General features: G+C 68.6%; 14 protein-coding genes. 8 read left to right on the top strand and 6 right to left on the bottom strand.

The window, feature by feature from the left end; all coding sequences use genetic code 11:
- Window positions 1-21: 21 nt before the first annotated feature.
- From deoC to PKO50_RS26710, 5 genes are all read right to left on the bottom strand, one after another.
- Window positions 22-780 carry a deoxyribose-phosphate aldolase gene (gene deoC / locus PKO50_RS26690; protein ID WP_275627717.1) on the bottom strand — a complete coding sequence of 253 codons (759 nt, stop codon included), beginning with the start codon at window positions 778-780 and terminating at the stop codon, window positions 22-24.
- A gap of 84 nt (window positions 781-864) precedes the next feature.
- Window positions 865-2,340, bottom strand: a complete 1,476-nt coding sequence (gene amn, locus PKO50_RS26695) for an AMP nucleosidase (protein ID WP_089391207.1) — start codon at window positions 2,338-2,340, stop codon at window positions 865-867.
- A 145-nt stretch (window positions 2,341-2,485) separates the two neighbouring features.
- Window positions 2,486-4,135 (bottom strand): acyl-CoA dehydrogenase family protein, encoded by a 1,650-nt coding sequence (locus PKO50_RS26700; RefSeq protein ID WP_275627718.1) that lies wholly within the window; start codon window positions 4,133-4,135, stop codon window positions 2,486-2,488.
- A complete protein-coding gene (locus PKO50_RS26705; protein ID WP_109933657.1) occupies window positions 4,132-4,779 on the bottom strand; it encodes a TetR/AcrR family transcriptional regulator in 648 nt (215 codons plus the stop codon). The genes PKO50_RS26700 and PKO50_RS26705 overlap by 4 nt, the downstream gene beginning before the upstream one ends.
- Before the next feature lie 115 nt (window positions 4,780-4,894).
- Entirely contained in the window at window positions 4,895-7,282 is a 2,388-nt protein-coding gene (locus tag PKO50_RS26710; RefSeq protein WP_109933658.1) for a hybrid sensor histidine kinase/response regulator, read from the bottom strand.
- A 180-nt stretch (window positions 7,283-7,462) separates the two neighbouring features.
- Between PKO50_RS26710 and PKO50_RS26715 the strand changes: the two genes are divergently transcribed.
- The 4 genes from PKO50_RS26715 (at window position 7,463) to PKO50_RS26730 (ending at window position 11,009) form a co-directional block, all read left to right on the top strand.
- Window positions 7,463-8,260 carry a hydroxymethylpyrimidine/phosphomethylpyrimidine kinase gene (locus tag PKO50_RS26715; RefSeq protein WP_275627719.1) on the top strand — a complete coding sequence of 266 codons (798 nt, stop codon included), beginning with the start codon at window positions 7,463-7,465 and terminating at the stop codon, window positions 8,258-8,260.
- A 19-nt stretch (window positions 8,261-8,279) separates the two neighbouring features.
- Entirely contained in the window at window positions 8,280-8,903 is a 624-nt protein-coding gene (gene thiE, locus PKO50_RS26720) for a thiamine phosphate synthase (RefSeq protein WP_109933660.1), read from the top strand.
- Window positions 8,904-8,964: 61 nt separating this feature from the next.
- Complete coding sequence (gene hemL, locus PKO50_RS26725; protein ID WP_275627720.1) at window positions 8,965-10,248, top strand: glutamate-1-semialdehyde 2,1-aminomutase; 1,284 nt, start codon at window positions 8,965-8,967, stop codon at window positions 10,246-10,248.
- Window positions 10,249-10,463: 215 nt separating this feature from the next.
- Window positions 10,464-11,009: a tetratricopeptide repeat protein gene (locus tag PKO50_RS26730; RefSeq protein ID WP_109933662.1), complete on the top strand. Its 546-nt coding sequence runs from the start codon at window positions 10,464-10,466 to the stop codon at window positions 11,007-11,009.
- 362 nt (window positions 11,010-11,371) lie between these two features.
- On the opposite strand, the gene PKO50_RS26735 is transcribed toward PKO50_RS26730, so the two are convergent.
- The gene (locus PKO50_RS26735; RefSeq protein ID WP_074981912.1) at window positions 11,372-11,704 is read right to left on the bottom strand and encodes a DUF1820 family protein; all 333 of its coding nucleotides are present in this window, start codon (window positions 11,702-11,704) and stop codon (window positions 11,372-11,374) included.
- Between the two features lie 131 nt (window positions 11,705-11,835).
- On the opposite strand from PKO50_RS26735, the gene miaB reads away from it, so the two are divergent.
- The 4 genes from miaB (at window position 11,836) to PKO50_RS26755 (ending at window position 15,596) form a co-directional block, all read left to right on the top strand.
- Entirely contained in the window at window positions 11,836-13,176 is a 1,341-nt protein-coding gene (miaB, locus tag PKO50_RS26740; RefSeq protein ID WP_109933663.1) for a tRNA (N6-isopentenyl adenosine(37)-C2)-methylthiotransferase MiaB, read from the top strand.
- Between the two features lie 88 nt (window positions 13,177-13,264).
- Window positions 13,265-14,281 (top strand): PhoH family protein, encoded by a 1,017-nt coding sequence (locus tag PKO50_RS26745; protein WP_275627721.1) that lies wholly within the window; start codon window positions 13,265-13,267, stop codon window positions 14,279-14,281.
- Window positions 14,274-14,735 carry an rRNA maturation RNase YbeY gene (gene ybeY, locus PKO50_RS26750; protein ID WP_275627722.1) on the top strand — a complete coding sequence of 154 codons (462 nt, stop codon included), beginning with the start codon at window positions 14,274-14,276 and terminating at the stop codon, window positions 14,733-14,735. Before PKO50_RS26745 ends, ybeY begins: the two co-directional genes overlap by 8 nt.
- Window positions 14,736-14,756: 21 nt before the next feature.
- Window positions 14,757-15,596, top strand: coding sequence for an HlyC/CorC family transporter (locus PKO50_RS26755; RefSeq protein WP_109933666.1), 840 nt, complete (start codon window positions 14,757-14,759; stop codon window positions 15,594-15,596).
- Window positions 15,597-15,896: the final 300 nt, after the last annotated feature.

Below are 15,896 nucleotides of genomic sequence, written 5' to 3' on the forward strand. Positions count from 1 at the left end.
GCAAGCTCGCGCCTACACAAGTCACGCCGCCATTTCACCCAACAGCTCATCGAGCAACGCCGAAGCCCCGAAGCGCAGGTGCTCGGATGTAATCCAGTCATCCCCAAGCATCTCCTGCGCGATAGCCAGGTAGACCTCAGCATCGTCCAGGCTACGAATGCCACCAGCAGCCTTGAAGCCCACCTTGCCGCCCGCCTCCACGATGCACTCCAGCATCACCCGCGCGGCCTCCGGCGTGGCGCTCACGGCCACCTTCCCAGTACTGGTCTTGAGGAAGTCGGCGCCGCCGGCGATGGCCTCGCGGCAGGCCGTGCGGATCAGTTCGGGGTCGCCCAGTTCGCCGCTTTCGACTATCACCTTGAGCCGGTGATAGGGCCCGCACAGTGCCTTGCAGGCGCGGATCAGGTCCACCGCGCCGTCGGCCCTGCCAGCCTTCAGCGCCCGCCACGGGTAGACCAGGTCGATCTCGTCGGCGCCCTCGGCGAGGGTACGCCGCACTTCCTCCACCACCTCGGCCTGGGGTGCGTCGCCGGAGGGGAAGTTGCATACGCTGGCGACCTTGACCGAGCGCGCGCCGAAGCCGTTGAGGGTGCGCCGCGCCACGTGCACGAAGCGTGGGTAGACACACACCGCCGCCACCTCGCCATAGGGCGTCAGCGCCCGGCGGCAGAGCTGGACGATGCGCGGCATGTCGTCATCGGCGTTCAGCGAGGTCAGGTCGAGCAGCGACAGCACCCGCGCGGCGCGCTCGGCGCGGGTCGGTTGCAGGGGTTCAGCCATGGCGTCCTCCGGTGGCGGCCTTTGCGCCATCCTGCCACGGGCCTTCCCCACGCGGGCGGGAAAGGGCCGCGGCCATGCGCGGGGTCAACGGAACGGCGGTTCGTCGAAGCTGCGCAGCTTGCGCGAGTGCAGCGAGTTGAGCTGGGTACGCAGCAGGTCGACGGCGGCGATGCCGATCGCCAGGTGCTGGCTCACCGCGCGCTGGTAGAAGGCGCTGGCGGCGCCGGGCAGCTTGATCTCGCTGTGCAGCGGCTTGTCCGAGACGCACAGCAGCGTGCCGTAGGGCACTCGCAGGCGGTAGCCCTGGGCGGCGATGGTGCCGCTCTCCATGTCCACCGCCACCGCCCGCGCCAGGTTGATCAGCGGGCGCTCCTGGGCCCAGTGCAGCTCCCAGTTGCGGTCGTCGTAGGTCAGCACGGTGCCGGTGCGCAGGCGCCGCTTCAGCGCCTCGCCGCGTTCGCCGGTGACCAGCGCCGCGGCCTCCTGCAGCGCCACCTGCACCTCGGCCAGCGCCGGGATCGGGATGTGCGGCGGCAGCACCCGGTCGAGGATGCCGTCGCGGCGCATGTAGGCATGGGCCAGCACGTAGTCGCCGATGGTCTGCGACTGCCGCAGGCCGCCGCAGTGGCCGATCATCAGCCAGCAGTGCGGGCGCAGCACGGCCAGGTGGTCGGTGATGTTCTTGGCGTTGGACGGGCCGACGCCGATGTTGATCAGGGTGACGCCGTCGCCGTCGCTGGCGATCAGGTGGTAGGCCGGCATCTGGAAGCGGTGCCACTCGACGCCGGCGATGATGGCGTTGGCCTCGCCCCGGTCCATGTCGCGCTCGATCACCACATTGCCCGGCAGCACCATGCGCACGAAGCGCGGGTCCTCGTGCAGGCGCTCCAGGCCCATGTGGATGAACTGGTCGACGTAGCGGTGGTAGTTGGTCAGCAGGATCCACGGCTGCACGCAGCGCCAGTCGCTGCCGGTGTAGTGCACCAGGCGGCGCAGCGAGAAGTCGGTGCGCGCGGCGTCGAACAGCGCCAGCGGCATGGGGTCGGCGCCCTCCCACTGGTACAGGCCGTCGGCGATGCCGTCGGAAGTGGCCGACAGGTCAGTGCTGGGGAACACCCGCGCCAGCTCGGCGGCGGTCACGCCCGAGCCGGCCAGCTCGTCGCCCTGCTCCACCACGTAGGGATAGGGGATGTTCTGCTCGCTGGGGCCAACCTCGACGCGCACGGTGAAGTCTTCCATCAGCGGCCGCAGTTGCTCCAGCAGGTACTTACGGAAGGCCTCGGGGTGGGTGATGGTGACGGCGTAGTTGCCCGGCGTCTGCACCTTGGCATAGGCGCGGGTGGTCGAGGGCACCTCGCCCTGGCACAGGTAGGACAGGCGCAGCAGCGGGTAGCGGAACAGCGCACGCTCTTCGGCTGCCGGCTGCTCGCGGGTCTTCAGGTAGCGCCGCAGGGCCTGGCTGAGCGCCCCGGTGGCGCGCTGGTGCAGGGCGGCAAGGCGGTCGACCGCCTCTTCTGCGGTATGGGCGACGACGAAAGCGTCGCCGAGCTCGGCATTCATGGTGGGCTTCCTGTCTGAGCGATCAGCTCCATCTTGCCTGCTTATTCGCAGGAAGGGGATGACTGAATCATGTCCTTGGCGATGTCGGCCGACAGACAGATGCCTACGGGATAACCGGGAGCCTCACGGCTCCCGGCCAACGGCATCAGGCCAGATGCGGCGTGGCCCGCGCCACCAGCGCTTCGACGTCCGTGCCGCGCGGCAGGGTACCGTAGACGCGGCCGCCGTTGCCCAGGCGGCTGCCGATGAAGGCGTCGGAGACGGTGGCGTTGCCGGCTTCCAGCAGCAGCTTGGCCTGCAGGGCCACGGCCACGTCCTCGGTGAGCTGGCGGGCGCGGAACTGGATGTCGGCGGTGTCGGCGAAGGAGGCCTTGAGGTTACCGATGAAGGCGGCCAGGCGGGCGTCGCCGTGGCCGTCGCCGAGTTCGGCGAACAGCGCGTCGAGCACGCCCGGCTCCTTGGACAGGGCACGCAGCACGTCCAGGCACTGGACGTTACCCGAGCCTTCCCAGGTGGAGTTCACCGGGGCCTCGCGGTACAGCCGCGGGAGGATGGTGTCCTCGACGTAGCCGGCACCGCCCAGGCATTCGGCGGCCTCGTTGATCATCGCCGGGGCGCGCTTGCAGATCCAGTACTTGCCCACCGCGGTGACCAGGCGGGCGAACTTGTCCTCGGCGTCGTCGTGCAAGTGGTCCAGGGCGCGTCCCATGCGCATGGTCAGCGCCAGCGCGGCCTCGCTTTCCAGGGCCAGGTCGGCCAGCACGTTCTGCATCAGCGGCTGCTCGGCCAGCACGCGGCCGCCGACCTGGCGGTAGGCGCAGTGGTGCGCGGCCTGGGTCAGCGCCTGGCGCATCAGCGCGCTGGAGCCGACCATGCAGTCGAAGCGGGTCATGGCCACCATCTCGATGATGGTCGGCACGCCGCGGCCCTCCTCGCCCACCATCCAGGCCAAGGCGCCGCGGTACTCCACCTCGCTGGAGGCGTTGGACCAGTTGCCCAGCTTGTTCTTCAGGCGCTGCACGTAGAACTCGTTGCGCGTGCCGTCCGGGCGGTGGCGCGGCAGCAGGAAGCAGGTCAGGCCCTTGTCGGTATAGGCCAGGGTGAGGAAGGCGTCGCACATGGGCGCCGAGCAGAACCACTTGTGCCCGACCAGCTCGTAGGCCTGGCCCGGGCCGGGGATGCCTACCGGGTAGGCGCGGGTGGTGTTGGCGCGCACGTCGGTGCCGCCCTGCTTCTCGGTCATGGCCATGCCGATGGTGGCGCCGGCCTTCTGCTCGATCGGCAGGTTGCGCGGGTCGTACTCGGTGGCGAGGATCTTCGGCAGCCATTTCTCGGCGATGTCCGGCTGCAGGCGGATCGCCGGCACGCTGGCGAAGGTCATGGTCAGCGGGCAGCCGGTGCCGGCCTCGGCCTGGCTGTGCAGGTAGCTCAGGCCGGCGCGGGCGACGTGGGCGCCGGCGCGCGGGTCGGTCCAGGGCATGGACGGGATGCCGGCCTCGATGGCGCTGCGCATCAGCTCGTGGTAGGCCGGGTGGAATTCCACCAGGTCGATGCGGTGGCCGTAGCGGTCGTGGCTCTTGAACACCGGCTTGTTCTCGTTGGCCAGGAAGCCGGCGGCCATCAGCGGCCCACCGGCCAGCGCACCGTAGGCGTCCAGGCGCGCTTCGGCCCAGCCGCCGTCGTAGCGGCGCAGCCACTCCTGCAGCGGCAGGTCGACGCGGTAGAGGTTGGCGCCATCCAGCGGCGGTACCTGGTTGCTGACTTCGTGGGTCTCGGCGTACTGGTGCAGGTTCATCGCTGTTCCTCCGGCTGGGGCGCGCCGACGGCGCGCAGGCAGAAATCGACGAGGGCCTGGCTGACTTGCTCCAGGCCCGGGCTGGGTTGCCCGGCATCGCGGGCGGCACGGGCCGGCGGCGACAGCGGGCCGACCAGGGATTCGGCGATCGCCCCCACCAGGCAGGCGGCGATCAATGATGTGGGGCCGCAGTGGAAGTGGCCGCTGCGCACGCCCTCTTCCAGCAGTTCGCCGAACAGTTCGGCGTAGGCCTCGCGGTAGAGCAGGCGCTGCTCGTCCACCTCGGGGTCCACCGGCTCGGCGATCAGGGCGAAGGCCAGCCGCCGGCTGTCCCAGGCGCGCCGGGCGAACTGGCGCAGGCCGCGGGCCAGGCGCCCGGCGGGCCCGCCGGTGCCGCGCAGGACGACGGCCAGGGCATCCACCTCGCGCTGGCTGGCGCGGGCGAAGACCTCGGCGGCCAGTTCACCCTTGCCGCGGAAGTGCCGGTACAGGCTGCCGGTGGCGATGCCGGCCTCTTCGGCCAGGCCCTGCATGGTCAGCGCCGCGAAGCCGCCCTCGGCGACCCGCGCCAGGGCCAGCTGGAGGATGCGCTCGCGCAGCGCCACATCTTTCTGCAGGCGGGCTTCGGTGAGACGGTAGACCATGCTCTGAATCCGGATTCACTGTTTCAAGCAGTGAATCACGGTTCAGGGCTTGGCCATAGGGGGAATTGCGCCAGCGGTGCGGGCGTTCCGGCCAGCGGCCGCTGCGCGTGGCGGATCAGGCGTGGCTGGGCAGCGCCGGCTGGCACAGCAGCCAGTCGTGCAGCAGGGTCTGCAGTTCCTCGAACTTCACCGGCTTGGCCAGGTAGTCGCTCATCCCCGCCGCCAGGCAGCGCTCGCGGTCGCCGCTGTGGCTGTGGGCGGTGATGGCCAGCACCGGCAGCTCGCCGCCCTGGGGCAGCGCGCGGATCGCCCGGCAGGTGGCGAAGCCGTCCATGATTGGCATCTGGCAGTCCAGCAGCACGGCGTCGACGCCCTCGCGGCGCAGCAGGTCGATGGCCTCCGAGCCGTTGTCGGCGGTGCGCACCCGGTAGCCCAGCTTGAGCAGCATGCCGCGGATCACCAACTGGTTGATGGCGTTGTCCTCCACCACCAGCACCGTGCACTGGTCCGGGCGGCGCAGGGCCTGGCCGCCGGCGCGGCGCGGCGGCACGCTGAAGCCCTGCGCCGGCTGGCCGAGGTTCAGCTCGAGGACGAAGCGGCTGCCGCGCCCGGGGGTGGAATGGTGCTGCAGCTGGCCACCGAGCAGCCCGGTGAGCTGGCGGCACAGCGCCAGGCCGATGCCCAGGCCGCCGTACTCGCGGGTCAGCGAGCCGTCGAGCTGGTGGAAGCGCTGGTACAGCGCGTCGTTGGCCGGCGTCTCGAAGCCGATGCCGGAGTCCTGCACCGCCACCCGCAGGGCGACGCCGTCGCTCTGTCGCTGGCCGTCCACGCGCAGGCCCACGCCGCCCTGGTGAGTGAACTTGATGGCGTTGTCCAGCAGGTAGCCCAGGGTCTGGGCCAGCTTGCCGGCGTCGCCTTCCAGGGTGTCGGGCAGGCTTTCGTCCAGCTGCAGGTCGAAGCGCAGGCCCTTGGCCTCGGCGCGCGGCGCGTACTGGGCGCGCAGGCTGTCGAACAGGCCGCGCAGGCTGAAGGGCTCGCGGCGCGGGTAGAGCTTGCCGGCCTGCAGTTCGATCAGCGCGAGGATGTCGTTGACCATGCGCATCATGTCGCGCGCCGAGCCGGTGGCGGTCTTCTGGTACTGCGCCAGTTCCACGTCCATGGGCACCGTCTGCATCAGCTCCAGCGAGCCGATCACCCCGCTCATGGGCGTGCGCAGCTCGTGGGTGACGGTGGCCAGGAACTCGTCCTTCAGGCGGTTGCTGTTGGCCAGCTCCAGGTTGAGCTGCTCCAGCTTGCGGCTGGACTCCTGGAGGATGCGCGTGCGCTCTTCCTTCATGGCGTTGATGCGGTCGGCCAGCGCCAGCGACAGCAGGCCCACTTCCAGGGCCGAGCCGATCTGGCTGGCGTACATGGTGAAGAACACGTTGGGCAGGAAGCCCAGCACCATCAGGGTGTTGATGGTCCCGCCGAGGAGGAAGGCGGTCCAGGCGAAGATGAAGTAGCGCGCCACGCGCATGCCGCGCAGCCAGGCGAGGATGCCGGCGCTGAAGATGACCACCACGAACGCCAGCGCCAGGTAGGTGGCCAGGCGCAGCGACAGCGCGTAGCTGGCCGAGAACGCCAGCAGCATCACCAGCGCGCCCACGGCCATCAGCGCCAGCAGGGTGCGGTCGACCCACGGGCTGTGCTCGCGGGTGTGCAGGAAGCTGCGGGCGAACTGGCAGCCGAACAGGCTGGCGGAGCCGATCAGGAAGGGCGTGGCGGCGTTGGCCCACCAGGGGCTGTTGGGCCAGAAGTACTCGATGCCGGCGCCGTTGACCGAGACCTGGTAGAGGCCGAAGGAGGCGATGTAGAGGATGTAGTAGAGGTAGCTGGTGTCGCGCACGCTGACGAAGATGAACAGGTTGTACACCAGCATCACCAGCAGCACGCCGTAGATGATGCCCAGCACGTAGACGTTGCCCGGCAGGTTCTCCATGTAGGCCTTGGGCGACCAGAGCGTCAGCGGCGCCTGGATCGAGCCCTGGCTCTCCAGGCGCAGGTAGACGCGCAGCGGCTTGCCCGGCGCGAGCTTGAGGTCGAACAGGTAGTTGGTCAGGCTGATCGGCCGGCTGGCGAACGGCAGGGTGTCGCCGGTGCGCTGGGCCAGCTGGTACCTGCCGTCGGCGCCGGGCAGGTAGAGGTCCAGGCGGTCCAGCGGCGGGTAGGCCAGCTCCAGCAGCCAGTGCGCCGGGTCCTGGGACTCCTGCGGGCGGTAGTCCAGGTCCAGGCGGATCCAGAACACCGAGCGCGAGTAGCCGGCGTTGAGCACGTCGCGGTCGTGGCGGCGGAAGCTGTCGGCCAGGGCGGCGGAGGTGATGTCGGCGATGTCGGCGGTGCCGCGCACGTCCTCGAAGACGTCGATCGCGTGGCCCAGCGGCAGGCGGCTGGTGTGCTCGTCGAAGCTCACCGCACCGGCCAGCGGCGAAAGAAGGAGAAGGAAGAGGATCAGCCAGCGCTGCATGCTACCCCGCAGTGCCCCTCCGGACGGCGCCCGGGAGCCCCATCTCCCGCGGTTGGCGCGCCCTGTGGGCGTGATTTTCGAATCGGCCAACTTTAGCACGCCGGCGGGGGGAGCAAGGAGCGCCCGGCCGGGGATCGGGGCAAACGACGCCTGCCGGGTTTAGTGGTAAGCTCCCGCGCCATGAAAACGCCAACCTCCCGTCCCGTAGTGCTCTGCCTGTCCGGCCACGACCCCAGTGGCGGCGCCGGCCTGCAGGCCGACATCGAAGCCCTGATCGCCCAAGGCTGCCATGCGGCACCCGCCGTCACCGCGCTGACCGTCCAGGACACCGTCAACGTTTCCGACTTCCGCGTGCTCGACCGCGAGTGGGTGCTGGCCCAGGCCAACGCCGTGATCGCCGACCTGCCGGTGGCCGCGGTCAAGCTGGGCATGCTCGGCTCGGTGGAGATGGTCGACACCGTGGTCGAGATAATGCAGTCGCTGCCCGGCGTGCCGCTGGTCTGCGACCCGGTGCTGCGCGCCGGCGGCGGCGGCGCCCTGGGCAAGGACGAGGTGGGCTACGCGATCCGCGAACGGCTGTTCCCGGTGGCCGCCATCGCCACGCCGAACCTGCCGGAGGCGCGCATCCTCGCCGAACTGCCCGAGGGCAGCGCCGACGAATGCGCCGAGAAGCTGCTGCCGTACATCCGCAACCTGCTGATCACCGGCGGCCACGGCAACGAGTCCGAGGTGCACAACCGCCTGTACGGCCGCGACGGCAGCCAGCACACCTTCACCTGCCAGCGCCTGCCGGGCAGCTACCACGGCTCCGGCTGCACCCTGGCCAGCGCCCTGTCCGGCCGCCTGGCCCTGGGCGAGGAACTGGCCAGCGCCGTGCGCAGCGCCCTCGACTACACCTGGCGCACCCTGCGCGACGCCGAGGCCCCCGGCCACGGCCAGTACGTCCCGCGCCGGCTGCCGCTGGACTTCTGCTCCTGATTCACCTGCCGAGGCCCCCATGAAACTCCGCGGACTCTACGCCATCACCGATAGCAAGCTGCTCGCCGACGGCCGCCTGCTGCCCTACGTCGAGGCCGCGCTGCGCGGTGGCGCGCGCCTGCTGCAGTACCGCGACAAGTCCAGCGACGAGTCGCGCCGCCTGCGCGAGGCCGAGGCCCTGCGCGAGCTGTGCGAGCGCCACGGCGCCACCCTGATCGTCAACGACGACGCCGAGCTGGCCGCGCGCCTGGGCGTGAGCGTGCACCTGGGCCAGACCGACGGCTCCCTGGCCGCCGCCCGCGCCCTGCTGGGCCGCCAGGCGATCATCGGCGCCACCTGCCACGGCAGCCTGCAGCTGGCCGACCAGGCAGTCGCCGAGGGCGCCGACTACGTGGCCTTCGGCCGCTTCTTCCAGTCGCTGACCAAGCCCGGCGCCTCCGAAGCCAGCCCCGAGCTGCTGGAGCAGGCCCGCGCGCGCTTCGCCAACGTGCCGCTGGTGGCCATCGGCGGCGTGACCCTGGAAAACGCCCCCGACCTGATCGGCCGCGGCGCCGACCTGCTGGCGGTGATCAACGCGCTCTTCGCCGCCGACACCCCGGCCGAGGTGGAGCGCCGCGCCCGCGCCTTCGCCGCGCTGTTCTAACCTTTTCCCGCGGCGCCGCTGCGCGCCGCCCCGCTTTCACGGATCCCAACGAGAGGTCGCCATGTCCCGTTCCGAACTCCTCTTCGCCAACGCCCAGAAGCACATCCCCGGCGGCGTCAACTCGCCGGTGCGCGCCTTCAAGAGCGTCGGCGGCACGCCGCTGTTCTTCAAGCACGCGGAAGGCGCCTACGTGGTGGACGAAGACGACAAGCGCTACGTCGACTACGTCGGCTCCTGGGGCCCGATGATCCTCGGCCACGCCCACCCGGAAGTGCTCGACGCGGTGCGCCGCCAGCTGGAGCACGGCCTGTCCTACGGCGCGCCGACCGCGCTGGAAGTGGAAATGGCCGACCTGGTCTGCGCGCTGGTGCCGTCCATGGACATGGTGCGCATGGTCAGCTCCGGCACCGAGGCGACCATGAGCGCCATCCGCCTGGCCCGCGGCTACACCGGCCGCGACGACATCATCAAGTTCGAGGGCTGCTACCACGGCCATTCCGACAGCCTGCTGGTGAAGGCCGGCTCCGGCGCCCTGACCTTCGGCGTGCCGAACTCCCCGGGCGTGCCGGCGGACTTCGCCAAGCACACCCTGACCCTGCCGTTCAACGACCTGGAGGCGGTGGAGAAGGCCCTGGACGAATACGGCCAGAAGGTCGCCTGCATCATCGTCGAGCCGGTGGCCGGCAACATGAACTGCGTGCCGCCCGCCCCGGGCTTCCTCCAGGGCCTGCGCAAGGCCTGCGACAAGCACGGCGTGGTGCTGATCTTCGACGAGGTGATGACCGGCTTCCGCGTCGCCCTCGGCAGCGCCCAGGCCCTGTACGGCGTGACCCCGGACCTGTCGACCTTCGGCAAGATCATCGGCGGCGGCATGCCGGTGGGCGCCTTCGGCGGCAAGCGCGAGATCATGCAGCAGATTTCCCCGCTGGGCCCGGTCTACCAGGCCGGCACCCTGTCGGGCAACCCGCTGGCCATGGCCGCCGGCCTGACCACCCTGAAGCTGATCAGCCGCCCGGGCTTCCACGACGAGCTGACCGACTACACCAGCCGCATGCTCCAGGGCCTGCAGGAACGCGCCGATGCCGCCGGCATCCCGTTCGTCACCACCCAGGCCGGCGCCATGTTCGGCCTGTACTTCAGCGGCGCGGACGACATCGCCACCTTCGCCGACGTGATGGCCAGCGACGCCGAGCGCTTCAAGCGCTTCTTCCACCTGATGCTGGAAGGCGGCGTGTACCTCGCGCCCAGCGCCTACGAGGCCGGCTTCACCTCCATCGCCCACGGCGACACCGAGCTGAAGCTGACCCTGGACGCCGCCGAGCGCGCCTTCGCCGCCCTCAAGTGAGCCCCTCCGGCCGCGGCGTTCGCCGCGGCCAATTTTCCGTCGTTACGCTTTGCAAGCACGTCCTACGCCAGTTTCTTGGCCATTCGGACGGAAACCGCGAAAAACACCGTAAAGACTTTGTAAGGAAGCGTCGGCTTATTTCATAATGTGCAGGCCGGCACGTTTTCGCCGGCCGGGCATCGCGCCCGCCCCGTTGCCGGAGGCCGTTTCTCCCCATGTACCGTTCTGGTCGCGCCCTGCTGCTGGGCAGCCTGTTGCTCATCTCGCCCCTGTTCGCGCAGGCGGGAGGCAACTCGCTGCTGGTTCCGGCGACCGGCCGCTGCACCCTGAACACGGTTCCCGAGCAACTGCAGCAGGCCCTGGCCAGCTGCCAGCAGATCGCCAACGGCGGCGACGCCGAGGCGCAGTTCGAACTGGGCGAGTACTACTACACCGGCGAACGCGCCCCGCGCGACTTCCCGGCCGCGCTGCGCTGGTACGAAAAAGCCTCGCTGCAGGGCCACGCCCAGGCCCAGTGGCGCCTGGGGACCATGTTCTTCCGCGGCGAAGGGGTCAAGGCCAACAACATCCAGGCCTACATAGTGCTGAAGATGGCCGCGGTGAACGGCGCCGAAGACGCCATGGACAGCGCCGACCTGGTCGCCGAGCAGATGAGCAAGGACGAACTGGACATCGCCAGCAAGGTGCTGGGGCAGATCTTCCGCAACTACCTGATCGAACTGCAGACCGCAGGCAATACGCCGTTTTCGCCGCTGCCCTGAGAGCGGCTACAGGCTACAGGCTACAGGCTACAGGCCGAAGAGCGTAGGGGCTTTCGTAGGAGCGAGCTTGCTCGCGAAGCTTTCAAGAGCGCCCTCTCCCTGAAGGGAGAGGGGACTGTCCTGAGCGGCCTGGAAGGCCGGAGTCATCCTGATACTTCACAGCAGTTACCGGCTGAAACCTGAACCCTCGGCAGGCACGGACTGCTCCCTCTCCCTTCAGGGAGAGGGCTGGGGAGAGGGTGCGGAGTCAATCCAGAGCCCCCATGCCACAGGGAAACTCCATTCGCGAGCAAGCTCGCTCCTACAAGGGCAACCACCGCGCGGGCTCTTCGCTTTTACCTGCCGCCTGAAGCCTGCAGCCTTCAGCTGCTCTTGTCCGGCATCGGCATCGGGAACGGCATGACGTTGCCGCCGCCCTTGGCCTCGCTGATCTTCGGCGTGCCCAGGCGCTCCACCTCGTCGATGCGGATGATCGCGTGCAGCGGCACGAAGCTGCGGATCACGCCCTCGAACTGGGCCTTGAGCTTCTCTTCGCTGGGGTCCACGACCACCTGGGTGCGCTCGCCGAAGACGAACTCCTCGATCTCCAGAAAGCCCCACAGTTCGCTCTGGTAGATCTGCTTGGCGTACATCTCGAACACCTGGCCCTGGTTGAGGAAGACCACTTTGTAGATCGGGTTCTCGCGCTTGTTCATGAACGGCGGATGACAGCTCTGCGAAAAGGGGGCGCGAAGCATAGCACAGCCGCCTGGCGTGCAACCCTAGGAACGGGCCCTGCGCGCCACTATAATGCCCGGTCATTTTGGATTCCCCCGACGAAGCGCGCATGGCCAAGAAGCTTTTCATTCAGACCCACGGTTGCCAGATGAACGAGTACGACAGCTCGCGCATGGCCGACCTGCTGGGCGAGGAGCATGCCCTGGAGTTGACCGAGAAGGCCGAAGATGCCGACGTGATCCTCCTCAATACCTGCTCGATCCGCGAAAAGGCCCAGGAGAAGGTGTTCTCCGAACTGGGCGCCTGGCGAGCCCTGAAACAGCAGAAGCCGGAGCTGGTGATCGGCGTCGGCGGCTGCGTGGCCAGCCAGGAAGGCGCCGCCATCCGCGAGCGCGCGCCGTTCGTCGACGTGGTCTTCGGCCCGCAGACCCTGCACCGCCTGCCGGAAATGATCGACGCCGCGCGCACCACCCGCAAACCACAGGTGGACGTGTCCTTCCCGGAGATCGAGAAGTTCGACCGCCTGCCCGAACCACGCGTCGACGGCCCCACTGCCTTCGTCTCGGTGATGGAAGGCTGCAGCAAGTACTGCAGCTTCTGCGTGGTGCCCTACACCCGTGGCGAGGAAGTCAGCCGGCCGTTCGACGACGTGCTCGCCGAGGTCATCCACCTGGCCGAGAACGGCGTCAAGGAAGTCACCCTGCTGGGGCAGAACGTCAACGGCTTCCGCGGCGCCACCCATGACGGGCGCATCGCCGACTTCGCCGAGCTGCTGCGGGTGGTGGCCGAGGTCGACGGCATCGAGCGCATCCGCTACACCACCTCGCACCCGCTGGAGTTCAGCGATGCGCTGATCGCCGCCCACGCCGAGCTGCCGCAACTGGTGCCGTTCGTCCACCTGCCGGTGCAGTCCGGCTCGGACCGCGTGCTGGCCGCCATGAAGCGCAACCACACCGCGCTGGAATACAAGTCGCGCATCCGCAAGCTCAAGGCCGCGGTGCCGGACATCTGCATCAGCTCGGACTTCATCGTCGGCTTCCCCGGCGAGACCGACAAGGACTTCGAGCAGACCATGAAGCTGGTGGAAGAAGTCGGTTTCGACTACTCCTTCGTCTTCATCTACAGCCAGCGCCCGGGTACCCCGGCGTCGGACCTTACGGACGACACCCCGGACGAGGTGAAGAAGCAGCGCCTGATGATTCTCAACACGCGCCTGCAGCAGCAGGGCTTCGAGATCAGCCGACGCATGGTCGGCAGCGTCCAGCGCATCCTCGTCACCGACTACTCCAAGCGCGACCCCGGCCAGTTGCAGGGCCGCACGGCGAACAACCGCGTGGTCAACTTCGCCTGCGACAACCCGCGCCTGATCGGCCAGTTCGCCGAGGTGGAAATCTACGAAGCGCTGCCCAACTCGCTGCGTGGCCGCCTGATCGAGCCCACCCGTCACTGAAGCCATCCCGGCGCCCGACTTTCCCACACGGGCCGCCGGGGTTATTCTTCGGACATCCCTATTTCCCAATGGTCATACCGACAGCACCTTGAACGCCCCCCTGGATCTTCACCGCTTCACCCTGGAACCCTTCGACGCACGCAGCTTCGCCAACCTCTGCGGGCAGTTCGACGAGCACCTGCACCAGATCGAGAAACGCCTGGACATCGAGATCCGCAACCGCGGCAACCAGTTCGAACTGGTTGGCGAGGCCGCGCGCACCCAGGCCGCCGAGCACCTGCTGCAGCGCCTGTACCGCGAGGCGCAGAGCGGCACCGAGCTGACCCCGGACATGGTCCACCTGTTCCTCCAGGAATCCGGCCTGGAAGACCTGGCCAGCGCCAGCGACGTGCCCAGCATCACGCTGAAGACGCGCAAGGCGCACATCCGCCCGCGCGGCGCCAACCAGCAGCGCTACGTCAAGGCCATCCTCGATCACGACATCAACTTCGGCATCGGCCCGGCCGGCACCGGCAAGACCTACCTGGCCGTGGCCTGCGCCGTGGACGCCCTGGAGCGCGAGCAGATCCGCCGCATCCTGCTGGTGCGCCCGGCGGTGGAGGCCGGCGAGAAGCTCGGCTTCCTGCCCGGCGACCTGTCGCAGAAGATCGACCCCTACCTGCGCCCGCTGTACGACGCCCTGTACGAGATGCTCGGCTTCGAGACCGTGGCCAAGCTCATCGAGCGCCAGGTGATCGAGGTCGCGCCGCTGGCCTACATGCGCGGCCGCACGCTGAACAACAGCTTCATCATCCTCGACGAAAGCCAGAACACCACGATGGAACAGATGAAGATGTTCCTCACCCGCATCGGCTTCGGCTCCACCGCGGTGATCACCGGCGACGTCACCCAGGTCGACCTGCCGCGCGGCACCCGCTCGGGCCTCAAGCACGTGATGGAAGTGCTGCGCGACGTCCCCGGCATCAGCTTCACCCACTTCAAGCCCAAGGACGTGGTGCGCCACCCGCTGGTGCAGCGCATCGTCGAAGCCTACGAGCGCTTCGAGGCCCACCAGCCGGTGCGCCTGGATGGCGAGCGCGCGCCGCGGGAAACCGGAGATGCTTGAACTCGACCTGCAGGTCGCAAGCCAAGCCCCCGGCCTGCCCAGCGAGGCCCAGCTGCGCCAGTGGTGCGAGCTGGCCCTGCGCCAGCGCCAGGCCGACTCGGAACTGACCATCCGCCTGGTCGACGAGGACGAGGGCCGCGAGCTGAACCGCACCTGGCGGCACAAGGACTACGCCACCAACGTGCTGTCCTTCCCCGCCGACGTTCCCGACGAACTGCTGGATATCCCGCTGCTGGGCGACCTGGTGATCTGCGTCCCGGTGGTCGAGCGCGAAGCCGCCGAACAGGGCAAGGAGCCGCCGGCGCACTGGGCCCACCTGGTGATCCACGGCTGCCTGCACCTGCTGGGCTACGACCATATCGACGACACCGAGGCCGAGGAAATGGAAGCCCTGGAACGGCAATTGCTGGCCGAACTGGGCTACCCGGACCCGTACGCGGCGGATGAAGAATAAAAGCCAACGAGCAAAGGAAAGATGAGCGAAGACCGATCGAGCAACGGGCATAAGTCCTGGCTGGACAAGATCACCCAGGCTTTTGCCCATGAGCCGAGAAACCGCCAGGAGCTCCTCGAGCTGCTGCGCGACGCCCACGAGAACAAGCTGCTGGACAGCGAGGCGCTGTCCATCGTCGAGGGCGCCATCCAGGTCGCCGACCTGCAGGTGCGCGACATCATGGTGCCGCGCTCGCAGATGATCAGCATCAAGGCCAGCCAGAGCCCGCGCGAGTTCCTCCCGGCGATCATCGACGCGGCGCACTCGCGCTACCCGGTGGTGGGCGAGAGCCTCGACGACGTGATGGGCGTGCTGCTGGCCAAGGACCTGCTGCCGCTGATCCTCCACGACGGCAGCCATGCCTTCAACATCAAGGACCTGCTGCGCCCGGCCACCTTCGTGCCCGAATCCAAGCGCCTGAACGTGCTGCTGCGCGAGTTCCGCGCCAACCACAACCACATGGCCATCGTCATCGACGAGTACGGCGGCGTGGCGGGCCTGGTGACCATCGAGGACGTGCTGGAGCAGATCGTCGGCGACATCGAGGACGAGCACGACGTCGAGGAAGACAGCTACATCAAGCCGCTGCCCAGCGGCGATTTCATCGTCAAGGCGCTGACCCCGGTGGAAGCCTTCAACGACTTCTTCGGCGCGGAATTCTCCGACGAGGAATTCGACACCGTCGGCGGCCTGGTGATGAGCGCCTTCGGCCACCTGCCCAAGCGCAACGAGACCACCGAACTGGGTGGCTTCCGCTTCCGCGTGCTCAACGCCGACAGCCGCCGCCTGCACCTGCTGCGCCTGACGCCGCTGCGCGACTGAAACCGGGGGCCAACGGCGGATAACCGCGAACGGTTATCCGCCCTACGGGGAATGGCGTGGGTGGGACAGCGTAGGAGCGGATCTTATCCGCGAATCGCGCCGGGACATCCGGCTATCGCGAACAAGGTCCGCTCCTACGGCTCCAGGAAGCACGGCTTTTCGTAGGATGGCGTTGAGCGAAGCGATACCCATCACCACGGCAGCATGGGTATCGCAAACTCAACCCATCCTACGAAGAGCACCTCGGCGCAAGACAGTTGTTCCTACAGCCCATTCCGACATCCTGCAACACAGCGTCGC

Origin of the sequence: Pseudomonas sp. 273, assembly GCF_029201425.1 — a bacterium.
GTDB lineage: Bacteria > Pseudomonadota > Gammaproteobacteria > Pseudomonadales > Pseudomonadaceae > Pseudomonas > Pseudomonas delhiensis.